Genomic DNA, 23595 nt, shown 5'->3' on the forward strand with positions numbered 1-23595 from the left:
GCGGTCGATCCAATTTTAATAGGATCGTGTCCGATGGCCGCTCAACGTCTTCTGCTCGGCACTCATGCTTAGGGGTGGGAAGAGGGCCGATGATTGCGGTAGCTGGCGCGCGATGACCCGCGCTACGGGTTTGCTATACGGGCGGCGGGCCCGGTGGCCGTGACGACCCAACTTGACGGCGTCGTCGCCATCCGGGACTGGTCCGTCGGGTACGTCAAGCGTCACCCGATCGCCTCACTGACGACGGTGGGCGAACAGTTCGTCCTCGGCGTGCGCACCATCCAATACTTCTTCTTCGACCTGGTCACCGGGCGATTCCAATGGCACGAATTCGTCCGGCAGGGCGCGTTCATGGCCGGCACCGCGGTGCTACCGACGATCCTGGTCTCGCTGCCCATCAGCGTCACCCTGTCCATCCAATTCGCACTGCTGGCCGGCCAGGTCGGAGCCACCTCGCTGGCCGGGGCGGCCAGCGGACTCGCGGTCATCCGACAGGGCGCGTCGTTGGTGGCGGCGGTGCTCATGGCATCGGCGGTGGGGTCGGCCATCACCGCCGATCTGGGTTCGCGCACCATGCGCGAGGAAACCGACGCGATGGAGGTGATGGGCGTCTCGGTGATCCGGCGCCTGGTCGTCCCCCGCCTGGCCGCCGCGGTGATGATCGGTGTGGCGCTGACCGGCGTCGTGTGCTTCGCCGGATTTTTCGCGAGCTACATGTTCAACGTGTACTTCCAGAACGGCGCGCCGGGCAGCTTCGTGTCGACGTTCGCGTCGTTCGCGACCACCGGCGACATGGTGCTGGCGCTGCTGAAGGCGATCGTGTTCGGCGCCATCGTGGCCGTCGTCTCGAGCCAAAAAGGCTTGTCCACCAAGGGCGGACCGACGGGCGTCGCGAACTCGGTGAATGCCGCGGTCGTCGAGGCGATCCTGCTGCTGATGATCGTCAACGTCGTGATCAGCCAGCTCTACATCCTGTTGTCGCCCAGGACGGGGCTCTGACATGACGGCGTCGGCATACGAGCCTTTCGCACCGATTTCGACGCCGCTCATCCGGCTCTACCGCCGGGGCAAAGTGCCGATCATCCGGCTCGGCCATCTGCTGGTGTTCTTCGTTCGGGCGGCGGTCGCCGTGCCGCTCGCCGCGCGCCAGTACAGCGGCGAATTCTTACGGCTGCTGTCGAACATCACGTGGGGCAACGGCTCGATCGTGGTCGGCGGCGGCACCGCGGGCGTGGCGGTGGTTCTCGGCATGACGGTCGGCGCACTCGTCGGCATCGAGGGATATAACTTCCTGGAACTGCTCGGCCTCGGACCCGCCACCGGGTTCGTCTCGTCGTTGGTCAACACGCGCGAGTTGGCTCCGCTGATGGCGTCGCTCGCCTTCGCCATGCAGGGCGGCTGTCGCTTCACCGCCCAGCTGGGATCCATGCGGATCGCCGAGGAGATCGATGCGTTGGAATCGATAGCGATCCGCCCGATCCCCTACCTGGTGACCACCCGGCTGATCGCCTCGGTGGTGGCGATCATCCCGCTCTATGCCGCGTGCCTGGCGATCGGCTACCTGAGCACGCAGGTGGTGGTGGGCATCGGCAGCGGCGGTTCGACCGGGTCCTACCTGCACTACTTCACGCTGATGCTGGCCGGCCAGGACATCGTGTATTCGTTGATCAAGGCCGTCATCTTCGTGTGGATCGCCTCCACTATCCAGTGCTACTACGGGTATTACGCGAGCGGCGGGCCCGAAGGTGTCGGGGTCGCCGCGGGGCACGGCATGCGGGCCAGCATCACGGTCGTGATCATCGTGAACATGCTGCTCACCATGGCGCTGTGGGGCGTCGACTCCGGTGCAAGGTTCGGCGGTTAGGTCGGTGCAAGATGCCCAATTCCCTTGAGCTGGACGGACGCGGCCCCTCGGACCGCCAGCTGTTCGGCGTCGGCATCGCCGTGGTGGTGGTCAGCGCCCTGGTCACCGCCGCGATGTTGATCAAATCCACCGGCAGGCTGAACGATTACGTGCGGGTGGTTGCCGACCTGGTCAACGTGGGCGACGGGCTTCCGCAGAAATCGGACGTCAAATATCACGGCGTGCTCGTCGGAATGGTCAACGACGTCGTCCCGGCCGCGCACGGCAAACCCAACTATGTCCACATCGACCTCAAAGAGGAATACGCCAAGTCGATTCCGGCCGCCGTGACCGCACGGGTGGTGCCGAGCAATGTGTTCGCCGTGTCGTCGGTGCAATTGGTGGGCTCCCCAAACCAGGAGGGCCCCGGGGCGAAAATCCGCCAGGGCGCCCATATCCCGGAGGACAAGCGGTTGCCGACCGTGTTGTTCCAAACCACCGTCAGCAAGCTGCGCGACCTGTTGGCCGCCGCGGGGCGCGGCCGTGACGACAGGTCGGTGGGGATCTTGGCCGCCCTGGGTGCGGCCACCGACCACCGCCGCGTCACCCTGCTCAACGCCGGCGCGCAATTGAATCGCCTTCTTGACCAACTCAATTCGATTGTCAGTACCGACACCGGTCCGTCGACGGTGTCCGCGCTGCTGGACGCGACGACGGGACTCGCGCAGACGGCGCCCGACCTTCTCGACGCTTTGCATCAGGCCGTCGAGCCGATGCGGACCTTCGCCGAGACGCGCGGTCAGCTGACCTCGCTGCTGTCAGGCGCCGACGACACGGTCGGCACCACGCGCCAGTCGTTCGACAACCACATCGACCGACTCATCCGGATCACCACCGATTTCACGCCGGTGATCGGCGTGCTGGCGCAAAAGTCGAACAACTTCGTGCCCGCGGTGACCAAGCTGGACAACCTGGCCAACCAGTTCATGGAGCAGGTCTGGAACCCGGAGAAGAATCTGGGCAACATGCACGCGATGCTGACGTTCACGCCGAGTTCCACCTACACGCGCGCCGACTGTCCGCACTACGGCGAGCTCAAGGGACCCAGCTGCTTTACCGCGCCGCTGATCCCGGTGCGCCCCGATCTGCCCGAGGTATTGCTGCCGCAGAACTACCATCCGCCCAAGGACCTGGCGCCCCCGCCGGGCACCGTGATCGGGCCGGACGGCAACCTGGTCGCGGTGGGCCCGCCGCTGATCAATCCGACCCCCAACCTGACCGATCCCAATCCCCCGCTGGCCCCGGGGATTACGCCGTCGCCGCCCGTGCCCGGGAGCGCGAATCCCGACAACCCCTCGCCGGGGGCACCGGCGACACCGCAACCGCACCAGCCGTGGGTCGCACCGGTGGCACCCAAGGCGCCATGGATTCCCCAGGCCGCGTTCGGGGGGAACGTGGGCCCCGTCGGGAGCCAGTACGAACGAAACCTGTTGGGCGTCATCACCGGAACGCCCGCCACGCCGGCCACCGAGCTGCTGCTCGGCCCGGTTGCCCGCGGCACCACGGTGTCGCTGGCCCATCCGACCGGGGAGGCCCGATGAAGTTTCGCGGCCCGCTGATCGCACTGACCCTGTTCATGATCGTCGCGTTGACGCTGACCTGGCTGGTCTATGTGAGCCTGCGCCGGGACGTGGCCGGCGACACCGCCCGGTATTCGGCGGTGTTCACCGACGTTTACGGGCTACGCGAGGGTGACGACGTCCGTATGGCCGGGGTGCGCGTGGGCCGCGTCGAAAAGGTCGAGCTCGACGGGAAATTGGCGAAAGTCTCGTTCGTTGTCCAGCAGGAACAGCGGTTGTTCGGCAACACCCTCGCGTCGGTGACCTATCAGAACATCGTCGGCCAGCGCTACCTCGGACTGTCGTTGGGCAAGGAGGGCAGTCAGCAGCTGCTCGCCCCGGGCAGCACCATCCCGGTGGAACGCACCGAGCCGTCTTTCGACGTCACCACGCTCCTCAACGGCTACGAACCGCTGTTCAGCCTGTTGAACCCCCACGACGCCGACAACCTCACCAAGGGCATCATCGCCTCGTTGCAGGGCGACACGTCATCGCTGGCCACGCTGGTCGGCCAGACCTCCACTCTGACAGAGACATTCGCGGGTCGGGACCAGGCCCTCGGCAGCGTGATCACCAACCTCAACAAGGTGGTGGGCAACCTCGCGGAGCAGAACGACAATCTCGACGGTGTCATCACCCAGACCCGCAGCGTCGTCGGCGAACTCGACCGGCGGCGCCCCGACCTGGTCGCCTCGGTGGGTTCGCTGGCGCGGGTGACCGGCCGACTGTCGACCTCGGCATCCGACGTCTACCCGGCGTTGCGTGAATTCATCGATCGTCAGCCCGGCGTCACCAGACACATCATGGACGTGGAACCGCAGGTGGCGTTCTTCGGCGACAACATCCCGCTGCTGCTGAAGGGGCTCATCCGGGTCGGCAACCAGGGCGCCTACGGCAACGCCTATGTGTGCGACGTGAACTTCTTGGGGTTCTTCCCCGGTCTCAACGATGTCGTGCCGATCATCATCAACGCCGCCACACCGGGAAATCGGGCGTGGCACACCCCGCGATGCAGGAGCACGGTCGATGGCTGAAAAGTCTGTGCGGCAACGGCTTTCGGGAGTGAGGCAACGCCCCCTGGAGAGCTACAACAAGACCTGGCTCGGGTTCATCGCCGTCGCGGTGGTCGGGGCGGTGATCGGGGTCATGCTGTTGGTTCATGCCGTCGGCGCCGGATATCGGCATTACACCGCGGAGTTTATCCAAGCGGCCTCGCTGCGGGCCGGCAACCCGATCGTGGTCGCGGGCATCCCGGTGGGCAACGTCACGAGCATGAAACTCGTCGGCGACCATGTCGAGGCGGGGCTGAAGGTTCGCGAGAACATCGCGCTGGGCAAGGATTCCCGCGCGCGGATCAAGGTCACCACCATTCTGGGTTCGCGCTACCTCGCGCTGGAACCCAACGGGCCGGCACACCTGCCCAACAACACCTTCGACCTGGCACACACCGAGGTGCCCTACGACCTGCAGGCCGCGCTGCAGGACGCCACCACCACGTTCGAGCAGGTCGACTCGGACAGGTTCGCACAGTCGCTGGCGGTGCTGGGCAAACAGCTCGAGGGTCTGCCCGCGGTTGTGCCGCAGGCGATTACGAACATCAACACGTTGTCGTCGATCATCGCGGTGCGGCGTGACCAGCTGGGACAGCTGCTGCGCGATACCGAGCAGGTGACGAACACGCTGCGGCGCCAGCAGGCCGGCATCGGCAACCTGGTCAACCAGGGCCAGGACCTGTTGGGCCAGTTCGTCGCCCGACGCGCCGTTTTCCACGCGATGATGCAATCCCTCTCGAGTCTCGTCAACACCATGAACGAGGTCGTGGTCAACGACCGGGCGGGCCTGGACTCGCTGATCAAAGACATGCGCGACTTCACCGACTTGATGTCCGCGCACGACGACCTGCTGCACAGCATGCTGCAAATCAGCCCGATCTTCTTCCGGGAAGCGGCCAACCTCACGGGTGAAGGCAACGCGGTCAACTTCAACGCCCCCAACGTGCCGTTGATCGACTCGTGGATGTGCGCGATCAGCGGCCGTGCCAAGCAGTTCGGCATGATCCAGTACTTCAAGGACTGCAAGTGAGGGATCACTCGAACAAGGCCGGGGCCACGCTCGCCGTCAAGCTGGTGGCCGTCGCCGCCGCCGTCGCGGCGATCGCCGCGGTGGCCGGTATCGGTTGGTGGCTTTTGCGCTCCGACGAGGACACGATCTCGGTGACCGCCCAATTCGACAGCGCCTCAGGCCTTTACGAGGGCAACGTGGTCGCGGTGCTGGGCATGCCGGTGGGCAAGGTCACGAAGATCAACCCCAAGGGCGGCTACGTCGAAGTCGACTTCACCATCGACCGTCACGTCAAAGTCCCCGCCGACGCGCAGGCGGTCACCGTGTCGACCTCGATCCTCACCGACCGGCAGATCGAGCTCACGCCGCCCTACCACGCCGGGCCGACCCTGCAGAACCACGACACAATCGGGTTGCCCCGCACCAAGACGCCCGTTGAGTTCAGCAGCGTCCTGGGCGTTCTGGACAAGGTGACCAAGTCACTCGAGGGCGACGGCCACGGCGGCGGCCCGATCGCCGACGTGCTGAATGGTGGGACCGAGGTGGTCAGCGGCAACGGCGAAAAGATCAAAGCGGCGCTGGGCGAGCTGTCCAAGGCACTGCGCCTGTCCAGCGACGGCGGCGCGACGACCCGCGAGCAGATCACCACGATCGTCAAAAACATCAGCACGCTGTTCGACGCCGTGGCCGCCAACGACACGAAATTGCGCGAATTCGCCTCCACCATCCACCAAGTCAGCCAGATCATGGCGGATGAGGACCTTGGCACCGGCAGCACCGGACGCAAACTCGACCGCCTCATCCAGCGGGCCGGCGATCTGCTCGACGCTAATCGCGACCAGGTCAAGCAGGTCGTCATCAACGGCAACACCACGCTCAAGACGGTGACCGACCAACGGCGCGACCTGGCGGAACTCCTCGATGTGGCTCCGCTGTTGGCGGACAACGCCTACAACATGATCGACCGGGCCAACGGCGCCGTGCGGGCGCGCTTCCTCACGGATCGGTTGATCTTCGACAGCCAATACACCAAAGAGATCTGCAACCTGATGGGACTTCGACAACTGGGATGTAGCACCGGGACCATCCAGGACTTCGGCCCCGATTTCGGATTGACCTACGTGCTCGACGGCATGGCCGCCATGGGGCAGAAATGATGCCCCCCGCCAAGCGGGTGCTGCCGGCGCTGCTGGCGGCCGCCGTGGTGACCGCGGGATGCGCCACGAACGGCCTTGCCAGCCTTCCTCTTCCGGCGCCGGGGTTGGGTTCGGGCGGCTATTCGCTGAACGCAGTGTTCTCCAACGCGCTCAACCTGCCGATGAACGCCAAGGTCAAGCTCGCGGGCGCCGACGTCGGGCAACTCGAATCGATGGTCGCCCGCAACTACACCGCACTGACCCGGCTGCGGATCCGGGACGGCGTGCAACTGCCCCGCGGCAGCACCGCCGAATTGCGAACCGCGACACCGCTGGGCGACGTCTTTGTCGCGCTGAAGCCACCGGCCGCGGGCGATGCCGATGCCGACGGGCCGCTGCTGCGCAACGGCGACACCATCGGCCTGGATTCCACAGCGGCCGCTGCGACCGTCGAGTCGGTGCTGAGTTCGGCGGCGATTCTGGTGAACGGCGGTGCGGTGCGCAATTTCACCAACATCATCAACGGCTTCGGCAAGGCCACCGGCGAGAACGGCCAGGCGTTCGGGGACATGATCGGCAAGTCCAACCAGTTGCTGGGGACGCTGGACTCCCGGTCCGATCAGATCAAGAACGCGTTGACCCAATTGTCGCGCCTGGCCGACCAACTCGATGCCAAGAATCACACCATCAGCGACCTGATGGCGGCCGCCAGTCCCGCCACGTCGGCCCTGGCCGACAACACCGCACAGCTTTCCCATCTGGCAGTGCAAGTGGGCGACACGTCCCGGTTGCTGGCCAGGTTCCCGGCCATCGGTGGCACCGACACCAGCGGCCGCAGCCTGATCCGTGATCTGAACACGGTCGCCGGCGCCGCCAACGACGTTGCGGTGAGCCCGGACACCAGCTGGTTGTCGGTCAACCGGCTGATCCCACCGTTGGTCAAATCGACCGCAGGGAACTCGATTTCGGTGAACGTGAGCGTGGACAAGCTCCTGCTCGGATCGCTTCCCGATATCGGATACCCGGGTGACATCGGGCTGCACGGACCGCACCACTACAACGTGAATCTGCTCGTCGGCACCCTCAAGTACACCCTGTGGCGTCTGCAGGAACGCGTGGTCGGCCGGGGGCCGAATTCGCCACAGGTTCCCGTCATCCCGGACCCGACCGTCCCGGGCCAGATCGACGTCGCCCCCGGGCCCCCGCCGGAGCCGGCCCCGCCGCCGGGGCCGCAACCATGATCCGCGCCATCGCCAATGTCGCCAATGGCGTTGTCCGGGCAGTGCGCACGGGCCACCGCCAACAGGTTTGGCTGTCGGTCGCCGGATTGGTGCTCATCCTGGTGGTCGCCACCGCGTACCTGCTCATCGGCGCGCTGCGGGTGAAGCCCTTCGCCTCGTCATACCGGGTCACCGTGCAATTGGCGGAATCCGGCGGCCTGCTCCCCAATCAGGACGTCGCGCTGCGGGGGGTGCGCATCGGCCGTGTCGAGTCGCTACAGATCACCGACAACGGGGTCGACGCCGTCGCCAGCATCACGTCGAAGGTGCGGATCCCGGCGAACAGCGTCGTACACGTCTCGGCGCTCTCGCCCGCCGGTGAGCAGTACATCAACTTCGAAGCGGCATCCGACGCCGGGCCGTATCTGCACGACGGCAGCCGTATCGCGCTGGACCACACCACCGTTCCGGTCAGCCTGGCGCGGCTGCTCGGCGACGCCGACGGCCTGCTGGCGCAGGTGGACCCCCATAAGATCGAGTTGATCAAAAAGGAACTGAGCCTGAGCAAGGAGGGCCCGGCGAAGCTGACCGCCATCGTCGACGGCGGCACGTTCCTGCTCTCGACGCTGGATTCGGTGCTGCCCCAAACCACCAGCATCATCAAGACCAGCCGGGTCGTGCTCACCCTGGCGAGCGACAAGAATTCCGGCTTGGGCGCTGCCGCAACGGAACTCAACCATACGCTGACCGGCGTGGCCAGGATGCAGGCCGGCTACCGCCGGTTGACCGCGCAGACGCCGCGCACGCTTACCGCCGTCGACAATCTGTTCGCCGACAATTCCGACACGATGGTGCAGTTGCTGGGCAGCATGGCCACCATGTCGCAGCTGTTGTATCTGCGGGTCCCGGCGCTCAACGCGCTGTTCCCGGACTACCGGGGGTCGGTCCTGGACGCGGTGACGAGCGCGTTCCACGACAACGGAGTCTGGGCGATCGCCGATCTCTACCCCCGCTACGTGTGCGACTACGGGACACCCTCGCACCCGCCCTCGGCCGCCGACTACTACGAGCCGTTCATGTACACCTACTGCCGCGACGACGACCCCGCGGTCTCGATCCGCGGCGCCAAGAACGCGCCCCGCCCGGGCGGCGACGACACCGCCGGCCCGCCCATGGGTGCCAACCTGGGCCAACGGACGGATCCGACGCCCAAGGGCCGCTTCACCATTCCCACCCCCTACGGTGGCCCGCAGTTGCCCATCGAACCGCCGCACTAGGCACCGAATTATCCGAGCCGATCCCTAGGAGATGATCGTGATCGTGACCTCCCAAAAGAATCCGAAGGCCGAGGCCGTCAAAACGGAGCCGGACGCCGAATCGGCGGAAGTTGCGGCCGACGAGATCGACGATGAGACCGACGATGTCACCGCCGACGAGGCCAAGGAGGCCGGGGAGCAAGACGACGAGAATGGTCTGCTCACGCGCAAGCGTCCCGAGGCCGAGCGCAGCAAAAGACCTTGGAAACAGTATCTGCGCCGCAGCATCCTGCCCCTGTTGCTCGTTGCCTCGCTTGCTGTTTCGGGGTACCTGGGATGGCGGCAGTGGCAAGACCATCAGGTCAAGGTGGCCGGCGATCAGGCCCAGCAGGCGGCCATCGCCTACGCGCAGGTGCTGACGAGCATCGACTCGAACAAGGTGGACGAGAACTTCCGGCAGGTTCTCGACGGCGCGACCGGCGAGTTCAAGGACATGTACACCCAATCCAGCGTGAAACTTCGGCAGCTGCTGATCGACAACAAAGCGACCGCGCACGGCGTGGTGGTGGACTCGGCCATCCAGTCCGAATCCACGAACAAGGTTGTCGTGCTGGTGTTCATCGACCAGACCGTCACCAACACGGCCGCACCCGACCCGCGCATCGACCGCAGCAGGATCAAGATGACCATGGAAAAGGTCGACGGCCGCTGGCGGGCGAGCAAAGTGCAGCTGCTGTGATGCGCCGGCTCATCGCGGCGTCCGTATTGATCGCCGCCGCAACGCTTCCCACCACCGCCCCCGCGCACGCCTCGGCCCCCTCGTTCTGCGGCGAGCTCGGCGGGAACTGGGACGGCCAGTATTGCCACACCTCGGTGACCTCGGAACGCAACGCCGTGCGCGACATCAAGGTCGCGGTGCCCGGGGACCTGGTCGACAATCCGACCGCGGGGCCGGTCATCCGCGACTACCTGCACACCCTGGTCAACAACTGGCGAAACGCCAACTCCAGCATGGCCGCCGACAGCTTCGGCGAGGAGAACTTCGAGGTCTTCCGGCACGCCAACCTGCTCAGCGCGGTGTTTCACGAGGACTATCACGCCGACGGCCCCCAGCCCAACAACGCCTATCGGACCTTCACGTTCGACATGGCAAGCGGAAGGCGGGTGCAGCTGGCGGACCTGACGACGTCAAATCCGTTGACCGCCATTCCCCCACTGGCCCAACCGTTTATCCAGACCGCGCTCGATCAGGCGCCGCCGCCACACGACCCCGGCACCTATCCGTTCGTCGTGGACCGCTGGACGCCGGACAAGGTCTACTCCGGGGCGTACAAGGCCTGGGCGGTGACTCCCGACGAGCTGATCCTCTACATGCCGGACTACCCGGTGGGCCACGACAGCCCGATCAACTTCTCCCCCGGCCTGCCGCAGTGGTACATGGACGGCGGCACCGTGCAGGCACATATCCCGCTGTCCGCCTTGGCATCCGTGTTGCGCATCTAGGCGCGGGTCGGTTCGTTGGTTTCCATACGGGGGAACCACGGCGCTCCCCGCAGGGGGCGATAGTCGGCGACGGCGAAGGCGGTTGCGGCTGATGCGATCAGCGCCCCGAAGACTCCGGGCTGGCGGGTGGCATGCTCGGGGAAATCAAAAGGAATAAACCAGGCGAGCAACAACATCGAGGTGGTGTTGAGCAAGTCGGTTGCGGCGATGAGCGACAGATCGGGGCGGCCCGCGCCAAATTGCCCGCCAGTGATCGCCGTGAGGATTCCGAACGTTCCGGCGGCCAGGAACAGCGCGGCGGCGACCGCGTTGAACGCCCAACCGGTGCGGTCGATGCCCTCGACCGAGGCCCACGGCAGAAAGAGCGTAGCGATCAAGGACGCGCCGCCGGCGCCGGCGATCAGCCGTCGGTACATGGGTGTTGTAGTAGCCATCTCGGTCCTCCGGTAGAGGGCGGCCAGCCCGCCCACGTTGCCATAACGATTGTTATTACTGATCAGGCCCCATATAACGCTTGTTATGGCAAGATGTCAATGATGTCTTCGACCGATACTTCGTTGAGCGCCCGAGACCGCCTCGTGGCCGCCGCATTGGCTGTGCTCGAGCGAGACGGGCCGGCGGCGATCCAAGCCCGCACCGTCGCGAACGAGATCGGCGCGTCCACGATGGCGGTGTACACCCACTTCGGTGGCATGCCCACCCTCATCGAAGCGGTGCTGCGGGAAGGGCTTTCGCGCTTCGCCGAGCACACGCGCGCGGTGCCCCACACCGATGACCCCATGGCTGACCTCATCGCCGGCGGACTGGCCTACGGTGAGTTCGCGATGCGAAACCCGCAGCTGTACCGGTTACTGTTCGGTCTCAGCGATTTCGGTGCCGCCTATAAATCCTTAGCGGATGGGACCACGCCGTGGGATCTCGCCGAAGGCGTCGACGCGTTGTCTGTGCTCGTCGCCGCGGTCGAGCGGGTCATCGAAGCCGGGCGGATCCGGCCGCAGGAGCCGACCGCTGCGGCCACCCAAATCCTCAGTGCCACCCACGGATTCGTGCTGCTGGCAATGAGCGGATTCATCGACTCCCAGGGGCTGCAAGACGTGATGATCCCGCTGGCGGTCAACTTGGTGGTGGGCCTCGGCGACACACGCCGGCGCGCCGAACGCTCGCTGGCCGCCGCCATCCAAGCGCGCGCGCCGCGGTAGGAAGTGCACTTCGCGGGCAATTGTGTTGCTCGTTGCGCTGGCGCCGTGCAGCGACTGCACCCCCGTCGGGCTCAGTCCTCCGGGTTGTAGCCGAGGTTGGAGCTCAGCCACCGCTCCGCTTCCCGCAGGGTCCAGCCCTTGCGCTTCGCGTAGTCGGCGACCTGGTCCTGGGCCATCCGGCCGACCACGAAGTATTGCGACTGCGGGTGCGAGAAATACCAGCCACTGACGGCCGCGCCGGGCCACATCGCCATCGACTCGGTCAGCTCGATGCCGGTCCGCTCCGTGACGTCCAGCAACTTCCAGAGCGTCGCCTTCTCGGTGTGCTCCGGGCAGGCCGGGTAGCCCGGTGCGGGGCGGATTCCCTGGTACTTCTCGGCGATGAGTGCCTCGTTGTCCAAGTGCTCGTCCGGCTGGAATCCCCAGAACTCCTTGCGGACCCGCTGGTGCATCCGTTCGGCGAAAGCCTCCGCCAGCCGGTCGGCGATCGACTCCAGCAGGATCGCGCTGTAGTCGTCGAGGGCAGCCTTGAACTCCGCGATCTTCTCTCCGCTGCCGAGCCCCGCGGTGACGGCGAAGGCGCCGACGTAGTCGGCCAGACCGGTGTCTTTGGGAGCGACGTAGTCCCCCAGCGACCGGTTCGGGATACCTTCCCGGTGCTCGCCCTGCTGGCGCAGGTTGTGCAACCTGGTCAGCACCTGGGTACGGGTCTCATCGGTGTAGACCTCGACGTCGTCCCCGACGGCGTTGGCCGGGAAGAACCCGATCACCGCGTTGGCGGTCAGCCACTTCTCCTTGATCAGGGTGTCGAGCATCTCCTGGGCGTCGTCGTACAGCTTGCGGGCCGCCTCGCCCGAGGCCGGGTTGTTGAGGATGTCGGGGAAGCGGCCCTTCATCTCCCAGGCGTTGAAAAACGGCTGCCAGTCGATGTACTCGCGCAACTCGGCGAGGTCGTATTCGTGGAAATCCCGCACGCCGAGGCCCTGGGCGGGAACCGGCGGCGTGTAGCCGTCCCACTCGATCGGCGTCCGGTTCGCGCGGGCCTTCTCCAGCGGCAACGTCGGCCGCTCGTTCTTCTGCGCGTGCCGTTCGCGCAGCGATGCGTAGTCCTTCTCGGTGGCCTCCAGCAGCCCCGGCCGCTGCTTGTCGTCGAGCAGCGCCGCGGCGACCGGCACCGAGCGGGACGCGTCCTTGACCCAGACCACCGGACCGCTGCGGCGCGGCGATATCTTCACGGCCGTGTGGGCGCGCGAGGTGGTCGCGCCACCGATCAGCAGCGGGATCTTCAACCCCTCGCGTTCCATCTCGGCGGCGAAGTTGGCCATCTCGTCCAACGACGGGGTGATCAGGCCGGAGAGCCCGATGATGTCCGCGTCGTGCTCGTTCGCCGCGGCAAGAATCTTCTCGGCGGGCACCATCACACCGAGGTCTATCACCTCAAAGTTGTTGCACTGCAGGACGACTCCGACGATGTTCTTGCCGATGTCGTGAACGTCGCCCTTCACGGTCGCCATCACGATCGTGCCGTTGGTGTCCTTGGAATCAGCCGTGCCGTTTTCCGCCTTCTCCGCCTCGATGAACGGCAGCAGGTATGCGACGGCCTTCTTCATCACCCGGGCCGACTTCACGACCTGGGGCAGGAACATCTTGCCGGAGCCGAACAGGTCGCCGACGACGTTCATGCCGTCCATCAGCGGGCCCTCGATCACCTCGATCGGGCGACCGCCCGCGGCGGCGATCTCGGACCGCAGTTCCTCGGTGTCGTCATCGACGTGCGCGTCGATCCCCTTGACCAGGGCGTGCGTGATCCGCTCGCGAACGGGGAGGCTGCGCCACTCGGCTTCGGCCGGGTCCTCGGATTTCTCTGAGCTGTTGAACCGTTCGGCGATTTCCAGGAGCCTTTCGGCCGCGTCCTCGCGACGGTTCAGGACGACGTCCTCGATGCGGTCCCGCAGCTCGGGGTCGATCGAGTCGTAGGGCACCAGTGCGCCGGCGTTGACGATGCCCATGTCCAGGCCGGCCTTGATGGCGTGGAACAGGAACACCGCGTGGATCGCCTCGCGGACGGGGTTGTTGCCCCGGAACGAGAACGACACGTTCGAGATACCGCCGGAGATGTGCACCCCGGGAAGGTTCTCCTTGATCCAGGCGCAGGCCTCGATGAAGTCGATCCCGTAGGTCGCGTGCTCCTCGATACCGGTCGCCAGCGCAAAACAGTTCGGGTCGAAGATGATGTCCTCGGGCGGGAAGCCGACCTCTTCGGTCAGGATCCGGTAGGCGCGCCCGCAGATCTGTTTGCGGCGCTCCAGGTTGTCGGCCTGGCCCTGCTCGTCGAAGGCCATCACGACGACCGCGGCGCCGTACTTGCGGCACAGCTGCGCCTCGCGGATGAACTTCTCCTCGCCCTCCTTCATGGAGATCGAGTTGACGATCGGCTTGCCCTGCACGTTCTTCAGGCCCGCCTCGATGACCTCCCACTTGGAGGAGTCGATCATCACCGGGACGCGGCTGATGTCCGGCTCCGCCGCGATCAGCTTGGTGAACCGGTCCATCGCGGCAACGCCGTCGATCATGCCCTCGTCCATGTTGATGTCGATGACCTGCGCACCGACCTCGACCTGCTGCAGAGCGACCGACAGCGCGGTGTCGTAGTCCTCGGCCTTGATCAGGTTGCGGAACCGGGCGGAGCCGGTGATGTTGGTGCGCTCACCGATGTTCACGAACAGGGACTCGTCGGTGATGTTGAGCGGCTCCAGACCCGAGAGCCGGGTGGCCACCTCGATCTTCGGCAACTCACGCGGCGGCTTGCCCTCGACGACCTTGGCGATCTCGGCGATGTGCGGCGGCGCGGTTCCGCAGCAACCACCGACGATGTTGACCAGGCCGGCCCCGGCGAAGTCGGCGATGTAGCCGGCCTGACGTTCCGGGGTCTCGTCGTACTCGCCGAAAGCGTTGGGCAGGCCGGCGTTCGGGTAACAGGAGACGAAAGTGTCCGCGATCCGCGACATCTCGGCGATGTAGGGCCTCATCTCCGGCGCGCCCAGGGCGCAGTTGAGGCCCACCGCGATCGGCTTCGCGTGCCTGATCGCGTTCCAGAATGCCTCGGTGACCTGACCGGACAACGTCCGCCCGGAAGCATCGGTGATGGTGCCCGAGATGATCAAGGGCCAGCGTCGTCCGCGCTCCTCGAACAGGGTCTCGACGGCGAACACCGCCGCCTTGGCGTTCAGTGAGTCGAAGATCGTCTCGATGATGAGGAGGTCGGCACCGCCGTCGACCAGGCCGTTGGCAGATTCCAGGTAGGCGGCGACGAGCTGGTCGTAGGAGACGTTGCGGGCTCCGGGGTCGTTGACGTCCGGCGAGATCGATGCGGTGCGCGTCGTCGGGCCGATGGCGCCGGCGACGTAGCGGGGCTTCTCGGGGGTGCTGAATTCGTCGGCGGCCGCCCGCGCCAGGGCGGCGCCGGCGTAGTTCAGCTCGTAGGCCAGGTCCGCCATGTCGTAGTCGGAGAGCGAGATGGCGTTCGCGTTGAACGTGTTGGTTTCCAGGATGTCGGCGCCCGCCTCGAGGTACTCGCGGTGGATGCCCTCGATGATCTGCGGCTGCGTCAGGGTGAGCAGGTCGTTGTTGCCCTGAAGGGCGGTCGGCCATTCGGTGAACCGGTCGCCGCGATAGCCGGCCTCGTCCGGCCGGTCCCGCTGGATCGCCGTGCCCATCGCGCCGTCGATCACCATGATCCGCTGGCGCAGAGCAGCCGTTAGTTCGTCGGTGCAGTCGGGGCGGATCTGGGGCTCAAAGGCCTTTTCAACGGCGTTCACGTACGTTCCTTCCGTAGCGGAAGGCGTCCTTGACTCTGCCGAGCGTGGCGGATACCGGCACAGTCCCGTATCCGTTGCAACGCCTCTCGACCAGAAAAGTCTACGTCGTCACTCGATCGACGCTTGGACGCCCAACCCATCGACGCTATCGACAGCTCGTGAAGTCTGCCGGCGACGTAATAGTTACCAAGGTTAACGAAATCGCGGCCGAACCTATTTCGTCTCGACCGCCGGGGATGTCAGTGTCGCGGCGGTGTTCGTCGGCGGCAGTCACGCCATAAGAATAGTCGTCCTATGCAAAGCTCCCGGTTGAGCGCCAATCGGCCGACATCCCTTGGCCACCGCGCCCCGAAGATCGGGGCCGGAGGCCGTACGCTAATTCTGTGACCCCGCCCGACGGCCCTCCCTTTGGCCTGCCTAGTGGTAAGGCCGCGTTGCCCGAACTGCACCAGACCATCGTCGTGGCCGCGTTCGAGGGCTGGAACGACGCCGGCGACGCGGCCAGCGATGCGCTCGAACACCTCGAGGCCATCTGGGAAGCGGACCCGATCTTGGAGATCGACGACGAGGCGTACTACGACTACCAGGTGAATCGCCCGGTGATCCGGCAGGTCGACGGGGTGACGCGCGAGCTGGTGTGGCCGGCGATGCGGATTTCGCATTGCCGACCCCCCGGCAGTGACCGCGATGTCGTGCTGATGCACGGGGTCGAGCCCAACATGCGCTGGCGCACCTTCTGCGCGGAATTGGTGGCCATCGCCGACAAGCTCAACGTGGACACCGTGGTGATCCTCGGCGCCCTGCTGGCCGACACCCCCCACACCCGGCCGGTCCCGGTGTCCGGTGCGGCCTACTCCCCCGAGTCGGCCAAGCGCTTCGGTCTCGAGGAGAGCCGCTACGAGGGCCCCACCGGCATCGCCGGGGTGTTTCAGGACGCCTGCGTGGCCGCCGGGATCCCGGCGGTGACGTTCTGGGCGGCCGTGCCGCACTACGTGTCGCAACCGCCGAACCCGAAGGCGACGGTGGCCCTGCTGCGCCGCGTCGAAGACGTGCTCGACATCGAGGTCCCGCTGGCGGACCTGCCGACGGACGCCGAGGAATGGGAGCAGGCGGTCACCGAGATGACCGCCGAGGACGAGGACCTCGCCGAATACGTGCAGTCGCTGGAACAGCGCGGCGACGCCGAGGTAGACATGAACGACGCGCTGGGCAAGATCGACGGCGACGCCCTGGCCGCCGAGTTCGAGCGCTATCTGCGGCGCCGCCGCCCCGGTTTCGGGCGCTGACTGGCCGCGGCCGTGGCGATCGCAAGCGCGGCGCAGCCGGGCGCAGCGGGTCGCCACAAGACGGCGCTGCCGAACTTGCCGGCGACCGAACAACTACGGAAGCATCGCTTCGCGACCCACCGATTGGACGTTTCATGCCCGCGTTGCCTGGTGACGGCAACCCCACGTCAGTAGCCGGCGACTTCGGCGAAGACACCGGCTACCGCAAGGGACTCAAAGCCCGGCAAGTGCAGATGATCGGCATCGGCGGCGCGATCGGCTCTGGGCTCTTCCTGGGCGCGGGCGGCCGGCTGGCCAAGGGCGGCCCCGGGATGTTCCTGGTGTACGCCGTGTGCGGAATCTTCGTCTTCCTCATCCTGCGAGCGCTGGGCGAGCTTGTCCTGCACCGCCCATCGTCGGGCTCGTTCGTGTCCTATGCGCGCGAGTTCTTCGGCGAGAAGGCCGCCTACGCCATCGGCTGGATGTATTTCCTGGGCTGGTCGATGACGGCCATCGTGGATACCACCGCGATCGCCACGTATCTGCGACGCTGGACGACCTTCGAATCGGTCCCGCAGTGGGTGTTGGCGCTGCTCGCCCTCGTCGTCGTGCTGTCGATGAACCTGATCTCGGTGGAGTGGTTCGGTGAGCTGGAGTTCTGGGCGGCGCTGATCAAGGTGTTCGCGCTCGTCGCCTTCCTGGTCGTGGGAATCGTCTTCCTGGCGGGGCGCTATCGGGTCGACGGCCACAGCACCGGACTGAGCCTGTTGGCCGACCACGGCGGCCTCTTTCCCTCCGGCGTGCTCGCGATGTTGCTGACCACCTCGGGTGTGGTGTTCGCCTATGCCGCAGTCGAATTGGTGGGCACGGCCGCCGGGGAGACCGCCGAACCGGAGAAGGTCATGCCGCGCGCGATCAATGCGGTGATCGCGCGCATCGCGATCTTTTACGTCGGATCGGTCGCGCTGCTGGCGTTGCTGCTGCCGTACACCTCCTACAAGGCCACCGAAAGTCCTTTTGTCACTTTCTTTTCCACGATCGGCTTCCACGGGGCCGGTGACGTGATGAACGTGGTGGTGCTCACCGCCGCCCTGTCGAGCCTGAACGCGGGGCTGTATTCCACCGGCCGCATCATGCACTCGATGGCCTCGAGCGGCAGCGCCCCCAGGTTCGCGACCCGGATGTCCAAGAACGGGGTGCCCTACGTCGGTATCACGATGGCGGCCGCTATCTGCCTGTTCGGCATCGCCCTGAATGCGGTCAATCCCGGAGAAGCCTTCGAGATCGTGCTCAACATCGTGGCGCCGGGCGTCATCGCGTCGTGGGCGACCATCGTGCTGTGTCAGCTGCGCGCCTACCGGCTGGCCAAGGCCGGGCTTTTGCAACGACCGCAATTTCGCATGCCCTGGGCGCCGTATTCGGGTTATCTGACCCTGGCGTTTCTGGCCGGCGTCCTGGTCATGATGGCCTTCGACAAACAGACCGGCACCTGGACCATCGGCACGGTCGTGGTCGTCATCCCGGCGCTGGGCGCCGGCTGGTTCCTGGTGCGCCACCGGGTGGCGGCCCTCGCGTCGCAGCGCGCGGACCAGACCGGCTAGGACTTGCCGAGGTCTTGGTTATAGGCGCTCGTGGAGCGGCCGAGCGCGGCGACCTGGGCGTCGAGTTGGGGCAATAGCTCGGCGGCGGGTTTGTGCAGGGGGAATTCGCCGACCGGGGTGGACAGCACCGGCTTGACCCAGCGGAGCAGGGCCACCCAGCCGGGCCGGTAAATGCGGGTGCGGCGGCGCTCGATGCCCTTGACGAAGGCGGCCGCGCATTTGTCGACGGTCGTCGTCTTGTTCATCGGCCATGGGAAGCTGGCCAGCAGCTGGTTGAACGCGGACAGGTCGGTCTGGGTATCGCGGACCAGCGCGGTGTTGATCCAGGACATGTGCGCCGAGCCGACGCTCACGCCGTGGCCGGCCATCTCCAACCGCAGCGCATTGGCGAACATCTCGACACCGGCCTTGGAGGCGTTGTAGGGCGCGAGGCCGGGAGCCGCCGTGTACGCGGCCAGCGACGAGACGATCAGCACGTAGCCGCGGCGCTCGATCACCGCGGGCAGGGTGGCGCGCACGGTGTGAAAGACGCCGAGAACGTTGATGTCGAGCACCCGCTTGAAGGCGTCGGGGTCGACCTGGGCCACCGACCCGTAGCTCATGATTCCGGCGTTGGCCAGCACCACGTCGATGCCGCCGAATCGCTCGACGGCGCGGGTGGCGGCGGCCTGCATGGCGGGCAGGTCGCGCACGTCGGCGACCGCGGTCAGGACCCGGTCTTCGCCGAGCTCGGCCGCGAGCGCCTTCAGTTCCGCTTCGTTGAGATCGGTCAGGACGAGTTTGGCGCCTTTGGCGGCCAGCCGGCGGGCGACCTCGGCCCCGATGCCCCGCGCACCGCCGGTGATGAAGACGACTTGGTCCCGCAGCGATCTCATGATCGCCAACGTACCGTGCGGCGCATCTAGAACGCCGGAGCCGGCGCCTGATTTATAAATCGTTCGCAATAAGCGGCAACGGGTCCGGTGCTTCTGTTTGCGGCATCAAGATTTTGATGAAATCGGTTACTGGCTTTTGTGTGACCTTTCCGACTGCGCCCCAACGCTTCTCAACTGGCCGCCAGCCGAACTCGTTGCTGCCCTGGCGGTGCCACAGGCATGTTTCGACGTCGCCGATGGTGGCGTGTGTTACGAAGTTCCACCCCGAACCCTCTGCCGGAGCTGATTTTTCGTGCATCGTTCCTCCGCGCCACTTCTGGGCCACGTCGACGCGTCTTCCGCTGGCAGACCCGAGTTGATAACCCAGTATTCATCCACAAATATATCCCCACCTGGGCAATACAGCAAACCTCAAATACGAGCCGCAAATTCGACGCCTGTCCAATTTTACCGCTGGTTAAACAGGTGTTTCATAGCGCGCCCCGCCGCCCGGCAATGCGGTTGTGGCAAACAAATATGCGGATGCGTAAACAGCCGAATGGGCAGCATCATGTTTCGCGGCGATGACCGTCGTCGCACCCTGTCATCCACGCCGGCGGCCATAGCGCGAGGGAAAATTCTTGCGATGGATTTCGGCCGCGCCGACCCTGCAGTTACAGGGCCACTCCCAGCAGCGCGTCGATCGCAGTCGCCACCAGTCGAGGCGCCTCGGTGTCGTGGCCACCGTATTCGAGCGCATCGGTTGTCCAACCATCAAGTGCGGCAAGTGCTTTAGGGGTGTCGAGGTCGTCGGCCAGATATTGGCGCACCCGCGCAATCACATCGGCGGCGTCCGGGCCGGCCGGAAGCGCGGTCGCGGTGCGCCAGCGCTGCAGCCGCGCGACGGCCTCCTCGAGCACCTGTTCGCTCCAATAGCGATCGCCGCGGTAATGCCCGGCCAGCAGCCCCAGCCGGATGGCCGCGGGCTCGACGCCTTGGGCGCGCAACGTCGACACCAGCACCAGGTTGCCGCGGCTCTTGGACATCTTGTGTCCGTCCCAGCCGATCATCCCGGCGTGCACGTAGTGGCGCGCGAATCTCCTTTCGCCGCGGACACATTCGGCGTGCGCGGCGGTGAATTCGTGATGCGGGAAGATCAGGTCGCTGCCCCCGCCCTGAATGTCCAGGCCGCTGCCGATGCGGCTGAGCGCGATCGCGGCGCACTCGACGTGCCAGCCGGGCCGGCCGTCGCCGAACGGCGATGGCCAGCTGGGCTCCCCGGGGCGCGCCGCCCGCCACAGCAACGCGTCGAGCTGATCGGTCTTACCGGCCCGCTGCGGGTCACCGCCGCGCTCGGAGAACAGACGCAGCATGGTGTCGCGGTCGTAGCCCGACTCGTAGCCGAACTGGGGCGTGGCGTCGGCGCGGTAGTAGATGTCCGGGTAGTCGCCCTCGACGACATACGCCGCCCCGGACGCCAGCATCTTCTCGACCAACTCGACGACCTCGGCGATCGCCTCGGTGGCCCCGACGTAGTCCCGGGGCGCCAGCATGCGCAGCGCCGCCATGTCCTCGCGGAACAGCGACACCTCGCGCTCGGCCAGCTCGCGCCAGTCGATGCCGTCGCGCTCGGCCCGCTCCAGCAGCGGGTCGTCGACGTCGGTGACGTTTTGGACGTAGTGGACGTCGTGGCCCAGATCCAGCCACTGGCGGTAGACGAGATCGAATGCCAGATAGGTTGCGGCGTGGCCGAGGTGGGTCGCGTCATACGGAGTGATGCCGCAGACATACATCGTGGCGGTCGATCCGGCCGCCACGGGACGCACCTGCCGGTCAGAGGTGTCATACAGCCGAAGCTCCGGGCCGCGTCCCGGCACCGCGGGAACCTGTGGGGAAGACCACGACTGCATGGCAATCAGCCTAAGCGCGAGGACGATGCGGCCCGGAATCGCCCTTAGCGCCACGCGTCGCGAATGGCGCCCAGCAGGATCGGTGCCAGCTCGGCGCGGCACATCACGAAGTCGGGCAGGTACGGGTCGAGCTGGTTGTAGCGCATCGGCGACCCATCGAGCCGCGAGGCGTGCATCCCGGCGGCCATCACCACCCCGGCCGGGGCGGCCGAGTCCCACTCCCACTGGCCGCCGGCGTGCACGTAGGCGTCGACGTCGCCGTCGATGATGGCCATCGCTTTGGCGCCCGCCGAGCCGATCGCGACGGGTTGAATGGGCAGCGCCTGCCGCATCCGGTGCAGGACCGCCGGCGGGCGGGTGGCGCTGACGGCAATGCGAATGGTGTCCGTGACGCCGACGCGCGCGGCGCCGGCGGTCACGGTGTCGCTGCGGTAGACGACGTTGCCGCGGGCGGGCAACGACACCGCCGCGTCGGTGATCTCGCGCCGACCGTCGCTGGGACGCTGCCACAGCGCAACGTGGACCGCCCAGTCGTCGCGGCCCGGCGTGGAGAACTCGCGGGTGCCGTCCAGCGGGTCGATGATCCACACCCGGTCGTGCTGCAGCCGGGCCCCGTCGTCGTAGGCCTCCTCGCTCAGCACCGCGTCGCCGGGCCGCTCGACGCGCAGCCGCCGCAGGATCAGGTCGTTCGCCAGGCTGTCACCCGCGTCGCCCAGCGCCCACGGATAGCCGAACCCGACCTCGTCGCGGACTTTGAGCAACAACTCCCCCGCTTCGGCCGCGAGATCGGCGGCCAGCGCGGCATCGGTCATCTCGTCCGACTCGTCGTCGGGGGCACGGCTCACCGATTCAGTATCGCCGACGCCACGCCGCGCTTGCGATCGCCGCTAGAAAGCCGGCCACGGAATCGGGCGATGCCGATTGGGTCCGGGCATCACCGGATTGTCCAGCAGCGCGTGTGCGCGCATGCGCAGCGCCGCGACCTCCGCGGACGTGATGTGCTCGGCCAGTTCGTCCCCGAACGAGCCGGTGAGGGCCTCGGCCAGGCCGGCGACGGCCTTACACGTTTGACCGTCGATCGGCTTGCCGGCCCACCCCCACAGCACCGTCCGCAGTTTGTTCTCCACGTGCAGGCACACGCCGTGGTCGACCCCGAAGATGTGGCCGTCGAGGTCGCGCAGGACGTGGCCGCCCTTGCGGTCGGCGTTGTTGACCAGCACGTCGAACACGGCCATCCGCCACAAGCGGATGTCGTCGGCGTGCATCAATACGACCTCGTCGCCGGCGTAGTCGTGGGCGCGCAGCACCGGTAGGTAGCCGGGCTGGGCCTTGCCGGCGGGAAACAGGTCGACCAGATCCGGGCCCGGCCGCGGATCGGTGTCCACCGTGTCGCCGGGCTGCTGCACCCACTGCTGCAACATGCCCGGGCCGGCCGGCCCGTGGCGAATGATCGTGTAGGGCACGATGTTCCAGCCCAATTGCACCGACACCAGGTACGCACCCCGCTCGCGGCCGGCCAACGTTCCGTCCGGAAAGTCCCACAGCGGCGCCTCGCCGGCGATCGGCTTGTAGACGCAATGCACCGCGCGCTCGTCGAGCGTGGATTCGCACAGAAAGGTGGCGTTGCTGGCCGAGCGGATCCGTCCGATGACCGTCAGCTCGCCGTGCCGCAACACCTCATGGTCGTCATATCTCGGGGTCATCGTCAGACCCGAGCAGCGCGTTGCGCCGATAGCCGTTGGCGCGTGCGCAGATATGTCCCTCCGGGTCCAACGGCTCGTCGCACAACGGGCACGGCGGACGCCCCGCTGAGATCACGCGGTTGGAGCGGGTGGCGAACTGCCGCGCCGACTCCGGCGTCAAGAACACCCGCACCGCGTCGGGACCCTCTTCGGTGTCATCGAGCACCACCGACGCATCGAACTCGGCGTCGGTGACGGCCAGCAGCTCGACCACCACGGTCTGGGCCTCCGAATCCCAGCCCAGGCCCATGGTCCCCACCCGGAACTCGGCGTCCACGGGCGTGATCAACGGCTTGAGGTCCTCGACCTCGGCGGGCTCCGGCGGAACCGGTGTGCCGAACCTGCGATTCACCTCGAGCAACAGCGCGCCGATGCGTTCGGCCAGCACGGCCACCTGCTGCTTCTCCAAGATCACCGACACCACCCGGGCGTCGTGCACCGCTTGGATGTAGAACGTGCGATTGCCGGGCTGGCCAACGGTCCCGGCCACGAAGCGGTCGGGGGTGCGGAAGACGTGAATTGCGCGGGACATGGCACCTCCAAAATACCGGCTGTTGCCGTCGCCGTG

Annotated in this window: 21 protein-coding genes; 13 read left to right on the plus strand and 8 right to left on the minus strand. The window is 66.5% G+C overall.

Annotated elements, in window-relative coordinates:
• Positions 1-159: 159 nt before the first annotated feature.
• From ACZ50Z_RS09575 to ACZ50Z_RS09620, 10 genes are read left to right on the plus strand one after another with little or no spacing between them, the layout of a single operon-like run.
• Complete coding sequence (locus tag ACZ50Z_RS09575) at positions 160-999, plus strand: MlaE family ABC transporter permease (protein WP_464483333.1); 840 nt, start codon at positions 160-162, stop codon at positions 997-999.
• Position 1000: 1 nt separating this feature from the next.
• Positions 1001-1864, plus strand: a complete 864-nt coding sequence (locus ACZ50Z_RS09580) for an ABC transporter permease (RefSeq protein WP_464483334.1) — start codon at positions 1001-1003, stop codon at positions 1862-1864.
• An 11-nt stretch (positions 1865-1875) separates the two neighbouring features.
• Positions 1876-3444, plus strand: a complete 1569-nt coding sequence (locus tag ACZ50Z_RS09585) for an MlaD family protein (protein ID WP_464483335.1) — start codon at positions 1876-1878, stop codon at positions 3442-3444.
• Entirely contained in the window at positions 3441-4496 is a 1056-nt protein-coding gene (locus ACZ50Z_RS09590) for an MCE family protein (RefSeq protein WP_464483336.1), read from the plus strand. Before ACZ50Z_RS09585 ends, ACZ50Z_RS09590 begins: the two co-directional genes overlap by 4 nt.
• A complete protein-coding gene (locus ACZ50Z_RS09595; RefSeq protein ID WP_464483337.1) occupies positions 4489-5544 on the plus strand; it encodes an MCE family protein in 1056 nt (351 codons plus the stop codon). Before ACZ50Z_RS09590 ends, ACZ50Z_RS09595 begins: the two co-directional genes overlap by 8 nt.
• Positions 5535-6680, plus strand: coding sequence for an MCE family protein (locus ACZ50Z_RS09600; RefSeq protein WP_464486155.1), 1146 nt, complete (start codon positions 5535-5537; stop codon positions 6678-6680). The genes ACZ50Z_RS09595 and ACZ50Z_RS09600 overlap by 10 nt, the downstream gene beginning before the upstream one ends.
• Positions 6677-7900 carry an MlaD family protein gene (locus ACZ50Z_RS09605; protein ID WP_464483338.1) on the plus strand — a complete coding sequence of 408 codons (1224 nt, stop codon included), beginning with the start codon at positions 6677-6679 and terminating at the stop codon, positions 7898-7900. Before ACZ50Z_RS09600 ends, ACZ50Z_RS09605 begins: the two co-directional genes overlap by 4 nt.
• On the plus strand, positions 7897-9156 hold the full coding sequence (locus ACZ50Z_RS09610; RefSeq protein WP_464483339.1) for an MlaD family protein: 1260 nt from the start codon (positions 7897-7899) through the stop codon (positions 9154-9156). The genes ACZ50Z_RS09605 and ACZ50Z_RS09610 overlap by 4 nt, the downstream gene beginning before the upstream one ends.
• Before the next feature lie 31 nt (positions 9157-9187).
• On the plus strand, positions 9188-9874 hold the full coding sequence (locus tag ACZ50Z_RS09615) for a tetratricopeptide repeat protein (protein ID WP_464483340.1): 687 nt from the start codon (positions 9188-9190) through the stop codon (positions 9872-9874).
• Complete coding sequence (locus ACZ50Z_RS09620) at positions 9874-10638, plus strand: mannan-binding family protein (protein ID WP_464483341.1); 765 nt, start codon at positions 9874-9876, stop codon at positions 10636-10638. Before ACZ50Z_RS09615 ends, ACZ50Z_RS09620 begins: the two co-directional genes overlap by 1 nt.
• Here ACZ50Z_RS09620 and ACZ50Z_RS09625 read toward each other — a convergent pair.
• A complete protein-coding gene (locus ACZ50Z_RS09625; protein WP_464483342.1) occupies positions 10635-11108 on the minus strand; it encodes a hypothetical protein in 474 nt (157 codons plus the stop codon). The two genes, ACZ50Z_RS09620 and ACZ50Z_RS09625, sit on opposite strands and share 4 nt — an antisense overlap.
• Before the next feature lie 66 nt (positions 11109-11174).
• Between ACZ50Z_RS09625 and ACZ50Z_RS09630 the strand changes: the two genes are divergently transcribed.
• Positions 11175-11837 carry a TetR/AcrR family transcriptional regulator gene (locus tag ACZ50Z_RS09630; RefSeq protein WP_464483343.1) on the plus strand — a complete coding sequence of 221 codons (663 nt, stop codon included), beginning with the start codon at positions 11175-11177 and terminating at the stop codon, positions 11835-11837.
• 71 nt (positions 11838-11908) lie between these two features.
• Here ACZ50Z_RS09630 and metH read toward each other — a convergent pair whose 3' ends face one another.
• Complete coding sequence (gene metH / locus ACZ50Z_RS09635) at positions 11909-15655, minus strand: methionine synthase (protein WP_464483344.1); 3747 nt, start codon at positions 15653-15655, stop codon at positions 11909-11911.
• A gap of 383 nt (positions 15656-16038) precedes the next feature.
• Here metH and ACZ50Z_RS09640 point away from each other — a divergent pair, with 383 nt between their 5' ends.
• Both ACZ50Z_RS09640 and ACZ50Z_RS09645 read left to right on the plus strand, forming a co-directional pair.
• Entirely contained in the window at positions 16039-16941 is a 903-nt protein-coding gene (locus ACZ50Z_RS09640; protein WP_014380025.1) for a PAC2 family protein, read from the plus strand.
• A gap of 134 nt (positions 16942-17075) precedes the next feature.
• The gene (locus tag ACZ50Z_RS09645) at positions 17076-18521 is read left to right on the plus strand and encodes an amino acid permease (RefSeq protein WP_464483345.1); all 1446 of its coding nucleotides are present in this window, start codon (positions 17076-17078) and stop codon (positions 18519-18521) included.
• Here ACZ50Z_RS09645 and ACZ50Z_RS09650 read toward each other — a convergent pair.
• The 6 genes from ACZ50Z_RS09650 to ACZ50Z_RS09675 all read right to left on the minus strand — a co-directional run bounded on the left by ACZ50Z_RS09650 (position 18518) and on the right by ACZ50Z_RS09675 (position 23559).
• A complete protein-coding gene (locus tag ACZ50Z_RS09650) occupies positions 18518-19396 on the minus strand; it encodes an SDR family oxidoreductase (RefSeq protein ID WP_464483346.1) in 879 nt (292 codons plus the stop codon). The two genes, ACZ50Z_RS09645 and ACZ50Z_RS09650, sit on opposite strands and share 4 nt — an antisense overlap.
• Positions 19397-19448: 52 nt before the next feature.
• Positions 19449-19721 carry a hypothetical protein gene (locus ACZ50Z_RS09655; RefSeq protein WP_464483347.1) on the minus strand — a complete coding sequence of 91 codons (273 nt, stop codon included), beginning with the start codon at positions 19719-19721 and terminating at the stop codon, positions 19449-19451.
• 328 nt (positions 19722-20049) lie between these two features.
• The gene (gene mshC, locus ACZ50Z_RS09660) at positions 20050-21285 is read right to left on the minus strand and encodes a cysteine--1-D-myo-inosityl 2-amino-2-deoxy-alpha-D-glucopyranoside ligase (RefSeq protein WP_464483348.1); all 1236 of its coding nucleotides are present in this window, start codon (positions 21283-21285) and stop codon (positions 20050-20052) included.
• A gap of 44 nt (positions 21286-21329) precedes the next feature.
• Positions 21330-22097 carry a 3'(2'),5'-bisphosphate nucleotidase CysQ gene (locus tag ACZ50Z_RS09665; RefSeq protein WP_464486156.1) on the minus strand — a complete coding sequence of 256 codons (768 nt, stop codon included), beginning with the start codon at positions 22095-22097 and terminating at the stop codon, positions 21330-21332.
• A gap of 75 nt (positions 22098-22172) precedes the next feature.
• A complete protein-coding gene (locus ACZ50Z_RS09670) occupies positions 22173-22988 on the minus strand; it encodes an SCO1664 family protein (RefSeq protein ID WP_464483349.1) in 816 nt (271 codons plus the stop codon).
• The gene (locus tag ACZ50Z_RS09675; protein WP_464483350.1) at positions 22972-23559 is read right to left on the minus strand and encodes a DUF3090 domain-containing protein; all 588 of its coding nucleotides are present in this window, start codon (positions 23557-23559) and stop codon (positions 22972-22974) included. Before ACZ50Z_RS09675 ends, ACZ50Z_RS09670 begins: the two co-directional genes overlap by 17 nt.
• Positions 23560-23595 lie beyond the last annotated feature (36 nt).

Source organism: Mycobacterium sp. NTMscope_MAC_269 (genome assembly GCF_976985695.1).

What these genes read in the sequence shown, in the direction of transcription:
- ACZ50Z_RS09580 (WP_464483334.1), top strand. Translation starts at nt 1,001, where the DNA reads ATGACGGCGTCGGCATACGAGCCTTTCGCACCGATTTCGACGCCGCTC.
- ACZ50Z_RS09585 (WP_464483335.1), top strand. Translation starts at nt 1,876, where the DNA reads ATGCCCAATTCCCTTGAGCTGGACGGACGCGGCCCCTCGGACCGCCAG.
- ACZ50Z_RS09590 (WP_464483336.1), top strand. Translation starts at nt 3,441, where the DNA reads ATGAAGTTTCGCGGCCCGCTGATCGCACTGACCCTGTTCATGATCGTC.
- ACZ50Z_RS09595 (WP_464483337.1), top strand. Translation starts at nt 4,489, where the DNA reads ATGGCTGAAAAGTCTGTGCGGCAACGGCTTTCGGGAGTGAGGCAACGC.
- ACZ50Z_RS09605 (WP_464483338.1), top strand. Translation starts at nt 6,677, where the DNA reads ATGATGCCCCCCGCCAAGCGGGTGCTGCCGGCGCTGCTGGCGGCCGCC.
- ACZ50Z_RS09610 (WP_464483339.1), top strand. Translation starts at nt 7,897, where the DNA reads ATGATCCGCGCCATCGCCAATGTCGCCAATGGCGTTGTCCGGGCAGTG.
- ACZ50Z_RS09615 (WP_464483340.1), top strand. Translation starts at nt 9,188, where the DNA reads ATGATCGTGATCGTGACCTCCCAAAAGAATCCGAAGGCCGAGGCCGTC.
- ACZ50Z_RS09620 (WP_464483341.1), top strand. Translation starts at nt 9,874, where the DNA reads ATGCGCCGGCTCATCGCGGCGTCCGTATTGATCGCCGCCGCAACGCTT.
- ACZ50Z_RS09630 (WP_464483343.1), top strand. Translation starts at nt 11,175, where the DNA reads ATGTCTTCGACCGATACTTCGTTGAGCGCCCGAGACCGCCTCGTGGCC.
- ACZ50Z_RS09645 (WP_464483345.1), top strand. Translation starts at nt 17,076, where the DNA reads ATGCCCGCGTTGCCTGGTGACGGCAACCCCACGTCAGTAGCCGGCGAC.
- ACZ50Z_RS09650 (WP_464483346.1), bottom strand. Translation starts at nt 19,396, where the DNA reads ATGAGATCGCTGCGGGACCAAGTCGTCTTCATCACCGGCGGTGCGCGG.
- mshC (WP_464483348.1), bottom strand. Translation starts at nt 21,285, where the DNA reads ATGCAGTCGTGGTCTTCCCCACAGGTTCCCGCGGTGCCGGGACGCGGC.
- ACZ50Z_RS09665 (WP_464486156.1), bottom strand. Translation starts at nt 22,097, where the DNA reads ATGACCGATGCCGCGCTGGCCGCCGATCTCGCGGCCGAAGCGGGGGAG.
- ACZ50Z_RS09670 (WP_464483349.1), bottom strand. Translation starts at nt 22,988, where the DNA reads ATGACCCCGAGATATGACGACCATGAGGTGTTGCGGCACGGCGAGCTG.
- ACZ50Z_RS09675 (WP_464483350.1), bottom strand. Translation starts at nt 23,559, where the DNA reads ATGTCCCGCGCAATTCACGTCTTCCGCACCCCCGACCGCTTCGTGGCC.